We start from the raw sequence: 14,790 nt of genomic DNA, 5'->3' as shown, positions 1-14,790 counted from the left end.
ACCCGTTGCCCATCCGGGTGGGGGCCGTCTGATGCCCGCCCCGAGGCGAAAGGGCCTCCCAAAGAGGCGCTTCGCGCTCGGGGCTCAGGCGTCGCTCCCAGTCGAGCCGGGCCTCGACCCCTGTAGGGCTTCGCTTCGCGAAGACGCTCTCCCCAACGCGCAGGCTCCGCCTGCGCGTCCTGCTTGCCCGTTTCAGGGTGGAAACCCATCTGGACCGGAGGCCGACTCAGGCCCTGATAACTCCTCCTAGAGTTGTTGCTGGACCTCTTCCAGATCCGCGGCAAGGCCGAAGTGGTCGCTGGCCCAGACGCCGTTCACCGGCTGGTTGAAGATCTGCCAGCAGTCCACCAGGCGTAGCGTCGGGCCGTTTCCGTGACAGCGGACGAAGAGGTAGTCGATGCGTCTACCCGTCTCCAACGGCCAGTTTCCGTTCTTCACGAGGGGATTGACCGGGGTGAAGGTGTGCCCCGGATCGTGTGGATGAGCCCATCGCCACACATCGCGATAGGCCACGCTTGTTTCCCGTAGAGATTGCAGGCCGCTCCAGAAGCGGATGCTGGCCGCCTCTGGCGGCGCGTCGAAGTCTCCGGCCACCACCACGTGCAGATTCCGATCAGCGAGCACCTCCTCGATCAGCTTCGCTGCCTGGACGGCCTGCAGTTCACGCTCATGCTCGTGGCCAAGGCGAAAGGAGGGCTTGTGGTTGACGAACAGCAACGGTTCTGGCGCCAGGACCTCGGTGAGTCCGATCCAGCCGGCGAACTCCGACGGGTCCACGCGAGTGGTGACGGCGAGCCTGGTCTGCCGAACATCGCCCAGAGGCCAGCGACTCGCGATCGAGGCTCGGGTGCCATCGGCTTCTCCCTCTTCCTGATGAACGACGTGGTAGTCAGCGCCCAGCAGGTCGACGACCTGGTCGTAGTCCTCTGTCACGACCGACTCCTGGAAGGCGACGAGATCCGGGCGCAGGTCGCGTAACCCTGCGATCAGTACTTCCCTGCGCTTACTCCAGCAGCCGTGTCTGGCCCAGAGATTCAGCGTGGCGACGCGCATATGTCGGCGCTACCCGGTGGGCGGGCTGAAAGCCGGATCTGACCGGATGCTTTGTTCATGGCCCTCAGCCGATCGACACAGCCCGTGAACCTCCGCACTCAGATCCGGTGAGACCACTGCGGCCTGCCTGAACGGCATGGCCACCCGCTGCTTGAGCGGGCTCTCGTGCAGCGCCTCTCACGGGCAGCGCATGGCTCCCTCTTGTAGGTGAACGACTGTTGCATTACGCTCGTAGCGCTACAACCGTTCACATAAGGAGAAGTTCCCATGGAGAACCAGGTGAAGGCATTGGACCCGGTGTTCGCCGAGATGAGCGCCGCCACCGACTGTCTGCTCTCGGACGAGATCCCGGAGCTGACCACGCGCGAGAAGGTCCTGCTGTGCCTCACCGCCGACGTCTGCCAGCAGACCCTCGGCCTGCCCTTCCAGCAGCACGTGGCGAGGGCGGTCGACTGCGGCTTGTCGGCCGACGACCTGCGTGAGCTGCTCCGCTTCGTCGCCTACGACAGCGGCTACCCCGCCGCCCTGGCGGCGCTCGCCCGCCTGACGGACCTGGAGCGGGAGCACGCCCTGCCCGCCCCCACCGGCCAGGGCCACGAGGTGAACGCCAACGGCACGGGCAGCCCGCTCCCCGAGTCGATGCGGCAGGCCGTGGCCGCTCTCGACGTGCCGTTCGGCATCTACATGGACCTGCAGTCGCGGATGCGCGCCGACATGCGGCTGCTGTCGGTCCGTGAGCGCGCGTTCATCACGATGACCGTCGATGTGCTCTTCCAGACCTTGCAGGAGAGCTTCCGCGCCCACCTGACGCGCGCCCTGGGCGCCGGCGCCACACCGGAGGAGGTCCGCGCCGTCGTACGGTTCTCCGCGCAGTTCGGCATGACCAAGGCATGGCGTGCCATGCACGTGCTCGACGCCCTGCTCACCGAACTCGGCGCCACCCGGGTCTGACACGGGAGGGACGCGTCAGGATCTCCCAGCGCCAGGCGTCAGCGATGAAGCGGTGCCGACAGATCAGCGGCACACGGTTCTGCTCATCGCTGACCACTGCGCCGGCTCCCGGCGCGGTGCGGATGAGCCGGTGATCGAGATGTCTTCCGTCCGGAAGTTCCACATCGGCCACGCGTACATCGAGCCGGAAGCCGGCGTGCAGCGGTTCTTCCGAGTGGACCCGCCAGCGCATGCGGCTGCTCCCTTGGGGGTGCCGTCAAGCGACGTGGCATCAGTCGCCAAATAGGCCCTGAACTGGGAAATCAGCTCCTCGGTTCCGGCGCGGCCTGCGCCGTTGGCCGGTCGACGGTGAGGCGGCCCGTCGCGAGCTCGGGAACGTATTTGTAGATGGTCAGGCGGGCGATGGAGGAGGTGGAATTCTCCGGTCGATTGAGCAGGGCGCGGGTGTGCCGGATCTGCTCGGAGGTCATCGCCGACGGGGCGTCCCACGCGCCGGCCGCGGGCGCGGTCTTATCCGCCTTCGGTCGTGAACCGGACGGCCGGTCAGTCGCAGTGGAAGAGGGGGCTGTTGTAGAAGGCCCAGGAGTTGTTCCTGGCCTGGACGTTCGCCTGCACCTGGAGGCAGCGGTCCCTGCCGTTCACCGTGACGGGGCCGGCGTACTTGGCGAACTGTCCGCTGTCCTGGCCGACGTCGTAGAAGTCCCGGTGGCACTTGTTCACGCTCCAGCCCTTACCGCAGGCGTACAGCGAGAGGATCATGCCCTTCCGGGTGCCGTAGTCCACCGTGCGGTCGACCCGGGCGCAGTTCTTGCCCGTCGAGGAGTTGTAGTACAGCTTCAGGACGCCGTACGTGGTGTTGCCCTTCTTGATGGCGATGGTGGGGTACAGCAGCCTGCCGCTGCAGGATGCGGCGTCGGCGGGGGTGGCGGTGAGCGTGACGGGGGCGATGCCGGCGCCCAGCAGGGCGAGGGTGGCGACACCGATCTTGGCGAACTTCACAGGGATCTCCTCAAGGAGTGATCAATACGGTCAGGTCAGAACCGTAGGTTTCGGCCACCAATTGCAGATGTCCAGCAGGCAACGAGATGGCTAACGCGCCGGGAACTGCATGATCAATGGGGTGGCCCACCGGGACGCCTGAACCACCGGGCGGGCGGAGCCGTACGAGGCGCGTTCGACTCCACACCCCGCCGCGGTGTGCGGCGACGCGCCCGACGTGATCGAGCGATACCGGCTTGAACGCCGTGACGGTGAGTGGATCGAGAAGCGCGTGGGGACGATCGAGGAGCGCGACTTCACCGCCGTGTTCGCCCACGACGGAGAGGAGTCAGGAGCTCATGCACATTCCCCTGCTCCTTCACGGAAGCGGAACCGCCTTCCTGGTCAACGGGAGCGGAGTGACGCGATGAGCGCGGCGATGGCATCGAGGATGCGGTCGAGCCCGTGCTGGAAGCGCTCGTCGGGGGTGAGGTGGGCGGTGCGTGAGTCGAGCACTGACCGGCTGAACAGCGGGAAGGCGCCGGATTCGACGACCTGGCGCACGTACGGCCCGATGTAGTCGCGCTTCCAGCGCTCGGGGTCCAGCCCGGTGCGGCGGGCCTCTTCCAGCCAGCCGATCTCGCGGCGGACCGCGCTGTTGATGTAGTCGTTGAGCATGCCGACGAAGCCGGTGACGTCGTCGATGTCGAGTCCGATCCCGTCGAACGCGCCGAGGGCGAACTCGTGCGCGCGCAGCAGGCTGGGGCCCAGGGTGGGCCGGCTGGTGAGCAGCGCGATCAGCCAGGGATGACGTAGGCCCGCGGCGCGGATCTGCCGGGCCAGGAGCGTCAGGTCGCCTCGCCAGTCACCAGAGGGGCCGTCGGGAAGCTCGATCTCGCCCATCGCCAGGTCGATCATGAGGTCGAACAGGTCGTCGCGCCGGGGCACGTAGCGGTAGAGCGACATGGCGCCGGTGCCCAGCTCGCAGGCGATCCGCCGCATGGTCGCGGCCTCCACCCCCTCGGCGTCGGCGATCTGGACGGCCGTCCGGGTGACCTGCGCGCGGCTGTAGCCGGGGCGCCGTCCCGGTCCTGAGCGTTCTTGCCGCTCTGGCTGCATCCAGATGCTGGTCGGTTCCTCGTCGGCCACCTGTGCCCCTCTCCCTATTTGCGTACATGGTACCTGAATGGCTATGGTCCCATTTCGAGTACGTAGTACGCGAATGGAGGGAACGCGTGGATCCATCGCTTCGCACGGGCGTGATCGGCGTGCTGCTCGGCATGATCACAGCCCCGCTGGACGGCATGATGCTCGGGCCCGCGCTGCCGGCGATCGTGCGGGATCTCGGCGGCCTGGAGTACTTCTCCTGGGTGGCCACGGCCTACCTGATCTGCATGGCCGCCTCGACCCCGATCTGGGGGAAACTCGGCGACCTGTACGGCCGCAAGCCGGTCTACATGGCCTCGATCGTGCTCTTCCTGCTGGGATCGGTCCTGTCGGGGGTGGCGCAGGACATGATCCAGCTCGTCGGCTTCCGGATGGTGCAGGGGCTGGGCGCGGGGGGCCTGATGACCGGGGCTCTGGCGCTGATCGGCGAACTGGTGCCGCCCCGGCACAGCGGCAGGCTCATGGGGCTGTTCGGGACGATGATGCCGATCGCCTTCATCGCAGGGCCGTTGCTCGGCGGCCTGTTCGCCGAGCAACTGGGCTGGCGGTGGGCGTTCTTCGTCAATCTCCCCATCGGGGCGGTCGCTCTGCTGCTCATCGGCGCCGCCGTACGGCTGGAGCCGCGCCGGTTCAGAGCGCGGATCGACTACCTGGGGGCGCTGCTGCTGACGGTGGCGCTGGTGGCGCTGAGTCTGGTCGCCAGCTGGGGCGGCACCCGGTATGCCTGGGGTTCGACCCCGATTCTCGGGCTGTTGCTGATCGGGTCGGCGGCGCTGGTCGCCTTGGTGTTCGCAGAGCGGCGTGCGGCCGAACCGATCGTCCCGCTGCGGTTGTTCGCCGACCGCAACTTCACCCTTGCCCAGGTCATCCGCTTCCTGGGTGGTGTCGGCATGGTGGTCGCGGCCACCTTCCTGCCGCAGTACATGCAGCTGGTGCAGGGCGTCTCACCGGTCGCCAGCGGCATGCTGATCCTGCCCTCGATGCTGGGCATGGTCGCCGTGCTGATCGGCACCGGTCGGCTCATCAGCAGCACCGGCCGCTACCGGATCTACCCGATACTCGGCGGCGCCACCGTGACCGTCGGCATGCTCCTGCTGCTCGTGCTGCGGCCCGGTACCAACCTGGCACTCGCCTCCGGTCTCACGCTGATCGGCGGCCTGGGCGTGGGCCTGCTGATGCAGTCCACCACGATCATCACCATCAACAGCGCCGAGCCGCGCGACATGGGGGCGGCCAGCGGTTCGGTCACCCTCTGGCACACCATGGGCGCCTCGCTGGGCGTGGCCGCCCTCGGCGCCCTGTACACCGCCCGGCTGCAGGACACCCTCATCGACCGCCTCGGCGCAGCCGACGGCACCCGGATCGCCTCCGGCCAGCTGACCCCCGGCGCGCTCGCCCACCTTCCGGCCTCCACCCGGGAGGCGGTCCACCTCGCCGTCTCCAGCGGCATCCACGCCATGGCCCTCGGCGCGGCCGCGCTGGGCGTCCTCGCCTTCGCGCTGGCCTGGTTCGTCCGCGAGGTCCCCTTGCGTGACCGGACCCCGTCGGCCGAACCCGCCACCGCGGCCGCGTGAGGCAGGGACCCATGCCGCACAGCGTGAAAGCCCAGCTCGTGGTGGATGTCATCTGCGTGCACTCCTACCTCGGCTACACCCGCTTCGCCCGCGCCGCCGACCAGGTCAGGGCCGAGGGCATCGAGGTGGCGGTGGAGTTCCTGCCCTTCGAACTCGCTCCGGGCGCCTCCACCGAGGGGCAGCCGCTGCTCGCCGTCCTGGAACAGACCTTCGGCCCGCAAGCGGTCGACGGCGCGCTCGCCTTCGCCGAACGCGCGGCTCGCGAAGGCCTCCGGCTCGAGTACGGCAAGGCCATCGCCACCGGCACCTTCGAGGCGCACCGTCTCATCGCCGACGCCGCGCTCCAGAACAAGGGCGAGCCCATGGCGGAACGCCTCTTCCGCGCCCACTTCACCGACGGGCTGCACATCGGCGACCCCACCACGCTCGCCCACCTGGCCGCCGAGGTCGGCGTCGCCACCGGCAGCGACTCCGCCACGCTCGCCCGGCCGGCCGCCGAGGTCGGCGTCGCCACCGGCAGTGTGCCCTCTGCTGTCGTGCGCGCCCGGCTCGACCGAGTACGCCGCCTCGGTATCACCGGCGTGCCGGTCTTCCTCATCGAGGGCCTGCCCCCGTTCACCGGATCCCAGAGCGAGACCACACTGCTGGCGGCCCTGCGACAGGCCGCCGCCATGAAGGGAGAACACCCGTGACCGATGACCCGCTGCGGCTGGCCGTCATCGTCGGCAGCGTCCGTGACGGCCGCCTCGGCCCGACCGTGGCCACCTGGTTCGCCGGCCAGGCCACAGCGCGCCCTGACCTCGACGTGGACGTGATCGATCTGGCCGACGTGCCGATCGGGGCCGCGGCCCCGTCGATGTCCGTGCCGGAGCCGGTGCTTAAGGCCCTGGGGGCGCTGACTCCGCGGCTGGCGGCCGCCGACGCGTTCGTGGTGGTGACCCCCGAGTACAACCACAGCTACCCGGCCGCGCTGAAGAACGCCATCGACTGGCACAACCAGCAGTTCCATGCCAAGCCGGTGGCGTTCGTCTCCTACGGCGGCATCTCCGGGGGCCTGCGCGCGGTGGAGCACCTGCGTGCCGTCTTCGCCGAGCTGCACGCCGTCACCACCCGGGACACCGTCAGCTTCCACGGCGCCTGGGAGTGCTTCGACAGCGACGGGCAGCCGAAGGACCCCGTCGGACCGGCCGCGGCCGCCAAGACCCTTCTCGACCAAGTGACGTGGTGGGCGCGGATCCTGCGCGACGCCAAAGCCACCACCCCCTACACCGCATGACGAAAGGCGGGATCATGATGACATTGACCGGAAAGACGGCGTTGGTGACCGGCGCCAGCCGGGGCATCGGCCGCGCGATCGCCACCCGGCTGGCCCGCGAAGGCGCCCGCGTCGCCGTGCACTACGGCAGCAACCACGCCGCCGCCAAGGACACCGTCGCCATCATCGAAGCGGCAGGCGGACAGGCCTTCGCCATCCAGGCCGAGCTGGGCGCGCCGGGCGACGCCGAAACCCTGTGGGCCGGCTTCGACGCCCACGCCGACGGGCTGGACATCCTGGTCAACAACGCGGGCATCCTCGGAGGCCAGGCCGAGATCGACGGCGTCACCCGGCAAGGCTTCGAGCACCTGTTCGCGATCAACACCACCGCCCCGTTCTTCATCACCCAGCAAGCCCTGCCACGGCTGCGCGACGGAGGCCGGATCATCACCGTGGGCACCATGCTGACCCGAGGAGCGGCCATGCCCAGGGCGATCGACTACGCCATGTCCAAGGCGGCACTCGACGTCCTCACCACCGCCCTGGCCAAGCAGCTCGGGTCACGCGGCATCACGGTCAACATCGTGGCCCCCGGCGTCATCGACACCGACATGCACGAAGGGCGCCTGGTCGGCGAGGCCTTGGCCTGGCTGTCGTCGCAGACCCCCCTCGGGCGGCTGGGCACGCCGGAGGACGTGGCCGACACCGTCGCCTTCCTGGCCTCCGACGACAGCCGCTACATCACCGGGCACCGCCTCGACGTCTCGGGCGGGACAACCATGTAGCTCACGCTGGTGAAACCAGGGCAGACCGGCGCCATGTCGTATAAGCCATTTCGTCCGACAAAGGCGATCATCTTTCCGCGATGGGCCCCACGAGCATCGGGCGGCCGAGCATGTCCGGCGTGAACGGCACCCCGGTGACCTTCGCCGCCAGGGCGAAACCCCTTGGTACAGCGGTGTTGCAGTTGTCCTCCCATGCGGCTTCCCATGCGGCGTCGTCCTCCGGCTCGTCCAGCCCCATGCCCAGCTCCCGCATGAAGCCGTTGAGCCGGTCAGGTTGGGAGCCGTAACGCTCGTATGGGTGCCGTAGCGCGTAGCCGGTGACGATCGTGCCGTCGATCGCGTACTCGAAGCTGTGCTCGGCGGCGTAGTCGTGCCGGGTGACCGCCAGCGCCTCGCAGCCGCGCGACAGCTCGGTCACCACCTCGTGGAGTGTGACCATCCAGCCGTGGGGCTCGATGGCCACGCACCACTCGCCGGCCTGGAAGACGCCCACGTAGCCGCCGCCGTCCCCGCCGTCCGTCTCGTTGACGAACTCCTCGGCCTTGTCGTTGAGTCCGTCGAAGTCCGATGCCTGGCCGGAGTCCTCGCCGCGGCTGAAGCGGCGCACCACCTCCGCCGGGTCGAGTCCGCGGAAGAAGGCCACGCTGAAGATCACGTCCAGTGGACCGCCGCCCTCGTCCTCGGACACGTTGAGCCACTGGAACGGGGCTAAGGGATCGGTTGTCGTCATGCGGCCATGGTGGCGGGCCGTACCGACAATCCGAGATCGGCCACCACCCCAAGCGGTCGATTGGCAAGGCCCCGCTCCGCTTCGGACACGCGTGACCGCGCCCACCGCGCGGGAGTGCTCCGCACCGACGTGACCACTTTGGACATCTCCCTGTTCAGGGCCAGTTCGACCGTTCGTTTCAAACCGCGTCCTGGCAGCGCTATCAGGCTCAGGGGCTCTCAGCGGACATGGCACACTCCCCGAAACTGCCTGGTCTTCTACAACTGCTCTACGACCACTCCCAGGCTGGTCAGGGTGTGACGGGCGGACGAGTGATTGTCTGCGGGTCGGCCATGTCCGTGATGAACGAACTGCTCTCCGGTACGAAGCCACTGCGTGGGCGGGCGGCGATCGATCTCCGGCTCCATCCGTTCGATCTGGCCACCACGGCACGGCATTGGGGAATCGAGGATCCGGCAGCGGCATTGCGAGTGCACGCGATTCTCGGCGGCGCTCCCGGCTATCGCAATCTGTCCAATGTGAGCCCTCCGCAGACCTCCGAGGAAGTGGATGCCTGGGTTACCGCGACCGTGCTGGACCCGCGACAGGCGCTCTTCTCTGGAAGTGAAGCGGAGTATCTGCTGCGGGAGGATCCCAAATTCACCGGCAGCGCGTTGCACTACGCGATCATCAATGCGGTCGCTAATGGGGCCACCAGTCCGGCGAAGATCGGCGGATTGCTGGAGCAGCCACGCTCGTCCCTGGCACGGCCGATCGACGCGCTGGTGGCCGCGGGATATCTGCGGTACGAGACTGACCCGCTATGGGAAAGGCGTCCGGTCATCACGGTTGCCGATCCCATCGTCCGATTCCACAACCTGATCACTGTGCCGCAGCGCGATCTCGTCGAGACCGGACAGTCGGCGGAGGCATGGCAGCGCTCGCGGCCTACGTTTGTCGCTCGCATTCTGGGGCCGCATTTCGAGAGTTGCGGCCGAGCATGGCTCCGGGGGCAGGCCGATCCGGCTCTGCGGGGAAATGCCGGTCTGGTGACGGGAACCGTCGTCAACGACAGGAAGGGGCAGGCCAAGCATGAGATCGACGTCATTGCGCTGGACAAGCGGTCAGGGAGGGCGACTATCAGCCTCATCGGCGAGGCGAAGGCGACGGTCACCCAACGGAGCATGGGGGATCTCGACCGGCTGGACCGGCTCAAAGAGGTGCTGACAGAACATGGGCATGACACCGCGTCGACGCTCTTGGCTCTTTTCGCGATGGAGGGTTTCCAGCCGGATCTCGTCGGTACGGCACGTCGCAGGGGAGATGTTCTGCTGGTCGATCTGCCTGCCCTGCTCGACCTCGGCGACCCTGTGGTCGTTCCGCGCTGACCTTGGCCTTCGACGTCGGAGAGACCATCGTCCGCGACGACCGCTGCTGCAACTGAGCGGGGTTTATTGAATGGATCCGCTTTTCTTCCCACTTGTACAGTGACCCGGGCCGAAGGCTCGTCAGGGGAGGGAATCATGCGCGTGCACTACCCGCGCACCCCTCACCTGCCCTGGTCACCCGGCGCGACCCCGGACGACGTGCGCGCGGGCGACCTGTCCGGGCTGCGGGGGCAGGAGGTCGTGGTCACCGAGAAGCTCGACGGGGAGAACACCACTCTTTACTCCGACGGGATGCACGCCCGGTCACTGGACTCGGCCCACCATCCCTCCCGGGCGTGGGTCAAGGGCTTGCAGGGGCGGATCGGGCCGAGGCTCCCGGCGGGGTGGCGGCTGTGCGGGGAGAACGTGTACGCCCGGCACTCCATCGCCTACCAGGAGCTGGACAGCTGGTTCTACGGGTTCTCGGTCTGGGACGGCGATCGGTGCCTGGACTGGGACCGCACGGTCGCCTTTCTGCGAGGGCTGGGGATTCCGGCGCCGCAGGTGCTGTGGCGCGGCGTCTTCGACGAGCGGGCGCTGCGAGGGTTGCGGCTGGACACGGAGCGGCAGGAAGGCTACGTGGTGCGGGCCGTCGACGGGTTCGCGCGGGAGGAGTTCGCGGGGAGGGTGGCCAAGTGGGTGCGGCCGCGGCACGTACGGACCGGCACGCACTGGATGCACGCCACCGTCGTGCCGAACGGTCTGGGCCCGGCCGCGGCGCTGTGGTCGGTGCGCTCGGGCGCTGATCCCGACGTGACCGCCCTGCTGGCCGCCGTAGGCATCCCCGTCGAGGACCCTGCTCTGGGCAGGGTGGCGGATCCCGCCAGCGCCGAAGCCGGGGATGTTGTCCCTGAGGATCTTGCCAGGGTCGCGGCGGCGGTGGCGGGCCGGCTCGATGTGATCGGGCGGCATGGGGATGCCCGGCTGGCGGGCGTGCTGGCCGCCGCGCTGCATTCCACGCCGCGGGCCTGGCTGGCGGCCCGGCTGGTGGGGCCGCTGGGCATGCGGCTGGCGCGGCAGGTCGCGGACCTGGCCGGGCTGCACGTCGCCCTCCACCGGCCGTACCCGGACGAGGAGCGGCGTGCCGGACTGGCGCACATGGCGTTCGCCGCCGACCTGGGCGTGCTGCACGCCGTCGCGGCGGCCGTGCTGACCGGGCGCGCTGACGGCGCCGCCGGCCAGGCACGCGAGCAGGTCGAATGGTCGGCCCTGCACGCCGAGGACGCCGGGCTGCTCGGGCCGGCGCCGCTGGAGTCCTTGCGGGCCGGCCTGCGCGAAGCCCTGTCCGGGCTCGGCGCCGAGGCGGCCGACCGGTGCTGGGCGGAGGCGCGCGACGCCTGGGCCAGGGGGCGGGTGGCCACGGCCGAGGAGGCCGTGTCGGCGACCTGGCGGTGGCGGTCCGGGCGGTTCCCCCGGCTGGTGCATCTCGTCGGGCCGTCGGGCAGCGGGAAGAGCACCTTCGCGGCGGGGCTGCCGGGGATCGACGCGTACCTCTCGCTGGACGACCTGCGCCAGGCCAGGGGCTCGCGGGCGGACCAGCGGGACAACCAGGAGGTGCTCGGCGAGGGCCTGGACCGGCTCGACGCCGCGCTGGCCGCCGGCGGCAGCGTGGTGTGGGACGCCACCTCGCTCAACAAACACCAGCGCTCCCTGGTCCACGCTGTGGCGCGCCGCCGCGACGCGCTGACGACGCACGCGGTCGTGCTGGCGGAGGAGGACGAACTCCACCGCCGCAACGCCCGCCGCGCCCATCCGGTGCCGTCGCACGTGCTCGCCGCGCAGGTGCGCCGGTTCGTACCGCCCTATCCCGGCCAGGCCCATCGCACCTGGTACGTCGGGGCATCGGGAACGGTCGAGGATGCGGACGGCGCCCTGGACGGGGAGCAGACGTGATGCGTACCAGCGAGGAGATCTACCACCGGGTCCGCTGGGACCCGCGGTTCGACCAGTCCCGGTTCGTCCTGGGAGTCGGCCAGCGGGACGCGGCCCCCAAGCGTGTCCCGCTGCCCGCTTTCACGCCGGGCGGCGACATCCCCTGGCACCGGGTGCTGTTCGTCGAAGCGGACGGCGAGCTGGTCTGGGACCGCGCCACAGGCGTGGACCTCATCGACAGCTGCGAGGCCGGCCGGGCACGGGACCCACGCCGCCTGCGACCGCCGTTCTTCACGGCCAGGACCCCGCACGCCTGGGACCCCGCCGGCGGATGGCTGCCCGTCTCGGGGCGCGAGCACTCCGGACACAGGCCCCCCACGGCCACCCCGCGCGTGCTGACGTGGAACACGCTGTGGGACCGCTACGACAGCGACCGCATCGACACCGCCCAGCGCCGCCCGCTGCTCTTGACGGCCCTGGAGGAGGCTGACGCGGACGTCATCGCACTGCAGGAGGCGGAGCCCGCGCTGCTGTCGATGCTGATGGCCGCCCCCTGGGTACGCGCCCACTACACCATCGGCACCGACCCGAACGGCTCGGACGTCGACGACAGCGGCCTGCTGTTGCTCAGCCGACTGCCCGTACGGGAGGCGGCACGGCACGAGCTCGGCCCGCACAAGGCGGTGGCCGCCATCACCGTGGACACCGCCATCGGCGCTCTCGTCGTCGCCGTCACTCACTTGACCAGCGACCATTCCAGCGACGGGGAGGCCAGGCGGCGGGCCGAGCTGGCCCGGATCGCCGAAGGGCTGGCCGGCGTGGACGGCGACCTGATCCTGCTGGGCGACTTCAACGACGGCACGGACACCCCCGCGTCCGCGCTCGCCCTCCGCGACGCCTGGACGGAGGCGCACGGACCCGACCAGACCCCCACATTCGACCCGGACGCCAACCCGCTGGCGGCGATCTCCTCGCGGTCCGGTCGCGCCGCGCGCCTGGATCGGGTCCTGCTCCGTGGACGGCCCCGGGTCATCTCGGCGACCCTGCACGGCGACACACCCACTCCCGAGGGGCTGTACGTCTCCGACCACTACAGGGTCGAGGCGGTCCTTGACGTCACCGGTGGCGACCGCGACGACGTGCTCGACGTGTCGCCGACGGCCCGTACGGCGGTGGCATGGATACCGCCGCGGGACCTGTGGCCGCCGATCCAGGACGTCCGCCGCAAGCACGATCCGCAGCACGACCGCTGGCCGCCGCACGTCAACCTGCTCTTCGGCTTCGTGCCCGAGTCGGAGTTCGAGGCGGCGGCGCCGTTGCTGGCAGCGGCGAGCGCCGAGGTCGAGCCCTTCACAGCCCGGCTGGAAGGGGTGCGTGCCTTCCGGCATCGCGACGACGCGACCGTCTGGCTCGACCCCGCCGCCGACGGTTCGGAGCCCTGGGCTCGGTTACGAAATGCGCTGGAACGGCGCTTCCCCCGCTGCAAGGGACGGCTGGAAGGCTTCACCCCGCACCTGACGCTCGGCCGCACCGAAGATCCGGAGCGTCTCACCACGATTCGCCTGGACGGGATGACGGCGCAGGTCGGGGAGCTGGTGCTGCTGTCCCGTCGCGCCGACGAGCCCATGCGCCCGCGAGCGCTGATCACCCTGGGAACGGGGGAGCTCCGCTGGCTGCCCGAGGCTGCGGCCGGCGAGACAAGCCGGCCGGATCGGGAGGCTGGGCAGGTGGAGCGGCAGCTGCGGGAGGTGCTGCAGCCGGGGATCGTGTACGTCGCCGGATCCCGGCGCATGGGATGCGAGCTCCAGGAAGCGGACCTGGACCTGGTGGCGGCGCTGCCCGGCGAAACGGACATGGCCGAGGTCGAAGCCCGGATACGGGCGGCGCTGCCCGCCGCCGCCCGGCTGCGCCAGGTGATCGGCGCCCGGGTGCCGGGCCTGCGGTTCCGCGTGGCCGGCCTGGACGTGGATCTGACCGTGGTCTCCACCGGAGCGCTCCCCTCCGAGCAGGCGCTGGCCCGCCGAGCCGAGATGGGTCCGGCGGCCGCGCTCGCCATGAGCGCGGTCAGCGACGCGGACACGATCCGCGCCTTCGTCGGCCATGACCACGCCCGCTTCGCCCACCTTGCCCGGCAGGTGAAGGCGTGGGCGCGGGCACGCGGCCTGGACTCGGCCCCGTTCGGCGGACTTCCCGGCCTGGCCTGGACGGTCATGGCCGCGCACACCGTACGCGAGGGCGGCGACCGCCCCGCCGACGACCTGCCCGGCCTCTTCTTCAGCACGTGGGCCGCCTGGAACTGGCGAGACCCGATCGCCCTCACCCCCGTCACCGCCCCGCAGGAACCGGCCCCGATCACGGTGATGACCCCCAGCGATCCCATACGCAACTGCGCCCGCCAGGTCACCCCCGGCGGCCTCGAGCTGATCGCTCAAGAGCTCTATGAGGCATGGGAGCTCACGGAGAAGGGCCGCTCAGCGGAACTCCTCGCCCCTCCGCCCCTCCACCGCCGTCACGCGGCCTGGGCGGTGCTGACCGTAAGCGCCGACCGCGCCGAGGAGCTTGACGCGACGCTCGGCCGGGTGCGGGGGCGGATGCTGGAGCTGCTCGCCGCCCTGGAAGAGAGCGGAGTGCCGGACGCCCACGCCTGGCCGCGCGCGTTCGAGACCGGACCTCGATCAGCGCGATACGCCATAGGCCTGGGCCACACGCCCCCGCAGGCCGCGCAGCTCGCCGAGATCACCAGCCGGTGGGCCAGGGGCCTGCCCGGGGTCAGGGTGCAGCGGGCCGAGCGCGGCGCCGTACCCACCTTGACCTGACGAGCTCGTTCGGGGTCGATCAGGAGCTGGGCCATGACGCCGGCCAGGAGCGCCTGGTCCGCGGCCGCCGAGCACCTGGGCCAGCTGCTCGGCCCATTCCTGCGAAGCCTGTGCCAGGACCTCATTGAGCAGCGCCTCCTTGGAGCCGAAGTGGTAGCCGACGGCCGCCATGCTGGCCCCTCCGGCGAGGTCGCAGCCTACCG

15 protein-coding genes are annotated in these 14,790 nt (G+C 70.0%); 8 read left to right on the top strand and 7 right to left on the bottom strand.

Annotated features, from left to right (window positions below; all coding sequences use genetic code 11):
- Nucleotides 1-246: 246 nt before the first annotated feature.
- Nucleotides 247-1,053 (bottom strand): endonuclease/exonuclease/phosphatase family protein, encoded by an 807-nt coding sequence (locus ACIBVN_RS20295; protein WP_397138466.1) that lies wholly within the window; start codon nt 1,051-1,053, stop codon nt 247-249.
- A gap of 267 nt (nt 1,054-1,320) precedes the next feature.
- Between ACIBVN_RS20295 and ACIBVN_RS20290 the strand changes: the two genes are divergently transcribed.
- Nucleotides 1,321-2,004: a carboxymuconolactone decarboxylase family protein gene (locus ACIBVN_RS20290; protein WP_397138464.1), complete on the top strand. Its 684-nt coding sequence runs from the start codon at nt 1,321-1,323 to the stop codon at nt 2,002-2,004.
- On the opposite strand, the gene ACIBVN_RS20285 is transcribed toward ACIBVN_RS20290, so the two are convergent.
- The 5 genes from ACIBVN_RS20285 to ACIBVN_RS20265 all read right to left on the bottom strand — a co-directional run bounded on the left by ACIBVN_RS20285 (nt 1,976) and on the right by ACIBVN_RS20265 (nt 4,131).
- Entirely contained in the window at nt 1,976-2,236 is a 261-nt protein-coding gene (locus ACIBVN_RS20285; protein WP_397138462.1) for a hypothetical protein, read from the bottom strand. The two genes, ACIBVN_RS20290 and ACIBVN_RS20285, sit on opposite strands and share 29 nt — an antisense overlap.
- A gap of 70 nt (nt 2,237-2,306) precedes the next feature.
- Nucleotides 2,307-2,474: a Hin recombinase gene (locus ACIBVN_RS20280; protein ID WP_397138460.1), complete on the bottom strand. Its 168-nt coding sequence runs from the start codon at nt 2,472-2,474 to the stop codon at nt 2,307-2,309.
- A 73-nt stretch (nt 2,475-2,547) separates the two neighbouring features.
- Nucleotides 2,548-3,003 (bottom strand): hypothetical protein, encoded by a 456-nt coding sequence (locus tag ACIBVN_RS20275; RefSeq protein ID WP_397138458.1) that lies wholly within the window; start codon nt 3,001-3,003, stop codon nt 2,548-2,550.
- A 10-nt stretch (nt 3,004-3,013) separates the two neighbouring features.
- Complete coding sequence (locus ACIBVN_RS20270) at nt 3,014-3,319, bottom strand: hypothetical protein (protein WP_397138456.1); 306 nt, start codon at nt 3,317-3,319, stop codon at nt 3,014-3,016.
- 68 nt (nt 3,320-3,387) lie between these two features.
- Nucleotides 3,388-4,131 (bottom strand): TetR/AcrR family transcriptional regulator, encoded by a 744-nt coding sequence (locus ACIBVN_RS20265; RefSeq protein ID WP_397138454.1) that lies wholly within the window; start codon nt 4,129-4,131, stop codon nt 3,388-3,390.
- Nucleotides 4,132-4,217: 86 nt separating this feature from the next.
- Between ACIBVN_RS20265 and ACIBVN_RS20260 the strand changes: the two genes are divergently transcribed.
- From ACIBVN_RS20260 to ACIBVN_RS20245, 4 genes are read left to right on the top strand one after another with little or no spacing between them, the layout of a single operon-like run.
- Nucleotides 4,218-5,723: an MDR family MFS transporter gene (locus ACIBVN_RS20260; RefSeq protein WP_397138452.1), complete on the top strand. Its 1,506-nt coding sequence runs from the start codon at nt 4,218-4,220 to the stop codon at nt 5,721-5,723.
- Nucleotides 5,724-5,734: 11 nt separating this feature from the next.
- Nucleotides 5,735-6,415, top strand: a complete 681-nt coding sequence (locus tag ACIBVN_RS20255) for a DsbA family protein (RefSeq protein WP_397138450.1) — start codon at nt 5,735-5,737, stop codon at nt 6,413-6,415.
- Nucleotides 6,412-6,999 (top strand): NADPH-dependent FMN reductase, encoded by a 588-nt coding sequence (locus ACIBVN_RS20250; RefSeq protein ID WP_397138448.1) that lies wholly within the window; start codon nt 6,412-6,414, stop codon nt 6,997-6,999. The genes ACIBVN_RS20255 and ACIBVN_RS20250 overlap by 4 nt, the downstream gene beginning before the upstream one ends.
- A 14-nt stretch (nt 7,000-7,013) precedes the next feature.
- Nucleotides 7,014-7,763: an SDR family oxidoreductase gene (locus tag ACIBVN_RS20245; RefSeq protein ID WP_397138446.1), complete on the top strand. Its 750-nt coding sequence runs from the start codon at nt 7,014-7,016 to the stop codon at nt 7,761-7,763.
- A 67-nt stretch (nt 7,764-7,830) separates the two neighbouring features.
- Here ACIBVN_RS20245 and ACIBVN_RS20240 read toward each other — a convergent pair whose 3' ends face one another.
- Complete coding sequence (locus ACIBVN_RS20240; RefSeq protein ID WP_397138444.1) at nt 7,831-8,493, bottom strand: DUF6461 domain-containing protein; 663 nt, start codon at nt 8,491-8,493, stop codon at nt 7,831-7,833.
- A gap of 341 nt (nt 8,494-8,834) precedes the next feature.
- Between ACIBVN_RS20240 and ACIBVN_RS20235 the strand changes: the two genes are divergently transcribed.
- The 3 genes from ACIBVN_RS20235 (at nt 8,835) to ACIBVN_RS20225 (ending at nt 14,587) form a co-directional block, all read left to right on the top strand.
- Nucleotides 8,835-9,860, top strand: coding sequence for an ATP-binding protein (locus tag ACIBVN_RS20235; RefSeq protein ID WP_397138442.1), 1,026 nt, complete (start codon nt 8,835-8,837; stop codon nt 9,858-9,860).
- A gap of 135 nt (nt 9,861-9,995) precedes the next feature.
- Nucleotides 9,996-11,792 (top strand): RNA ligase family protein, encoded by a 1,797-nt coding sequence (locus tag ACIBVN_RS20230; protein ID WP_397138440.1) that lies wholly within the window; start codon nt 9,996-9,998, stop codon nt 11,790-11,792.
- Nucleotides 11,792-14,587 carry a poly(A) polymerase gene (locus ACIBVN_RS20225; protein WP_397138909.1) on the top strand — a complete coding sequence of 932 codons (2,796 nt, stop codon included), beginning with the start codon at nt 11,792-11,794 and terminating at the stop codon, nt 14,585-14,587. The genes ACIBVN_RS20230 and ACIBVN_RS20225 overlap by 1 nt, the downstream gene beginning before the upstream one ends.
- Nucleotides 14,588-14,790 lie beyond the last annotated feature (203 nt).

This window comes from Nonomuraea sp. NPDC049400 (genome assembly GCF_044466425.1).
GTDB lineage: Bacteria > Actinomycetota > Actinomycetes > Streptosporangiales > Streptosporangiaceae > Nonomuraea.
The sequence above is the reverse complement of the archived record's forward strand: the minus strand, read 5'-3'. Positions and strand labels throughout refer to the sequence as shown.

What these genes read in the sequence shown, in the direction of transcription:
- ACIBVN_RS20225 (WP_397138909.1), top strand. Translation starts at nt 11,792, where the DNA reads ATGCGTACCAGCGAGGAGATCTACCACCGGGTCCGCTGGGACCCGCGG.
- ACIBVN_RS20295 (WP_397138466.1), bottom strand. Translation starts at nt 1,053, where the DNA reads ATGCGCGTCGCCACGCTGAATCTCTGGGCCAGACACGGCTGCTGGAGT.
- ACIBVN_RS20245 (WP_397138446.1), top strand. Translation starts at nt 7,014, where the DNA reads ATGATGACATTGACCGGAAAGACGGCGTTGGTGACCGGCGCCAGCCGG.
- ACIBVN_RS20240 (WP_397138444.1), bottom strand. Translation starts at nt 8,493, where the DNA reads ATGACGACAACCGATCCCTTAGCCCCGTTCCAGTGGCTCAACGTGTCC.
- ACIBVN_RS20230 (WP_397138440.1), top strand. Translation starts at nt 9,996, where the DNA reads ATGCGCGTGCACTACCCGCGCACCCCTCACCTGCCCTGGTCACCCGGC.
- ACIBVN_RS20285 (WP_397138462.1), bottom strand. Translation starts at nt 2,236, where the DNA reads ATGCGCTGGCGGGTCCACTCGGAAGAACCGCTGCACGCCGGCTTCCGG.
- ACIBVN_RS20280 (WP_397138460.1), bottom strand. Translation starts at nt 2,474, where the DNA reads ATGACCTCCGAGCAGATCCGGCACACCCGCGCCCTGCTCAATCGACCG.
- ACIBVN_RS20290 (WP_397138464.1), top strand. Translation starts at nt 1,321, where the DNA reads ATGGAGAACCAGGTGAAGGCATTGGACCCGGTGTTCGCCGAGATGAGC.
- ACIBVN_RS20235 (WP_397138442.1), top strand. Translation starts at nt 8,835, where the DNA reads ATGAACGAACTGCTCTCCGGTACGAAGCCACTGCGTGGGCGGGCGGCG.
- ACIBVN_RS20255 (WP_397138450.1), top strand. Translation starts at nt 5,735, where the DNA reads ATGCCGCACAGCGTGAAAGCCCAGCTCGTGGTGGATGTCATCTGCGTG.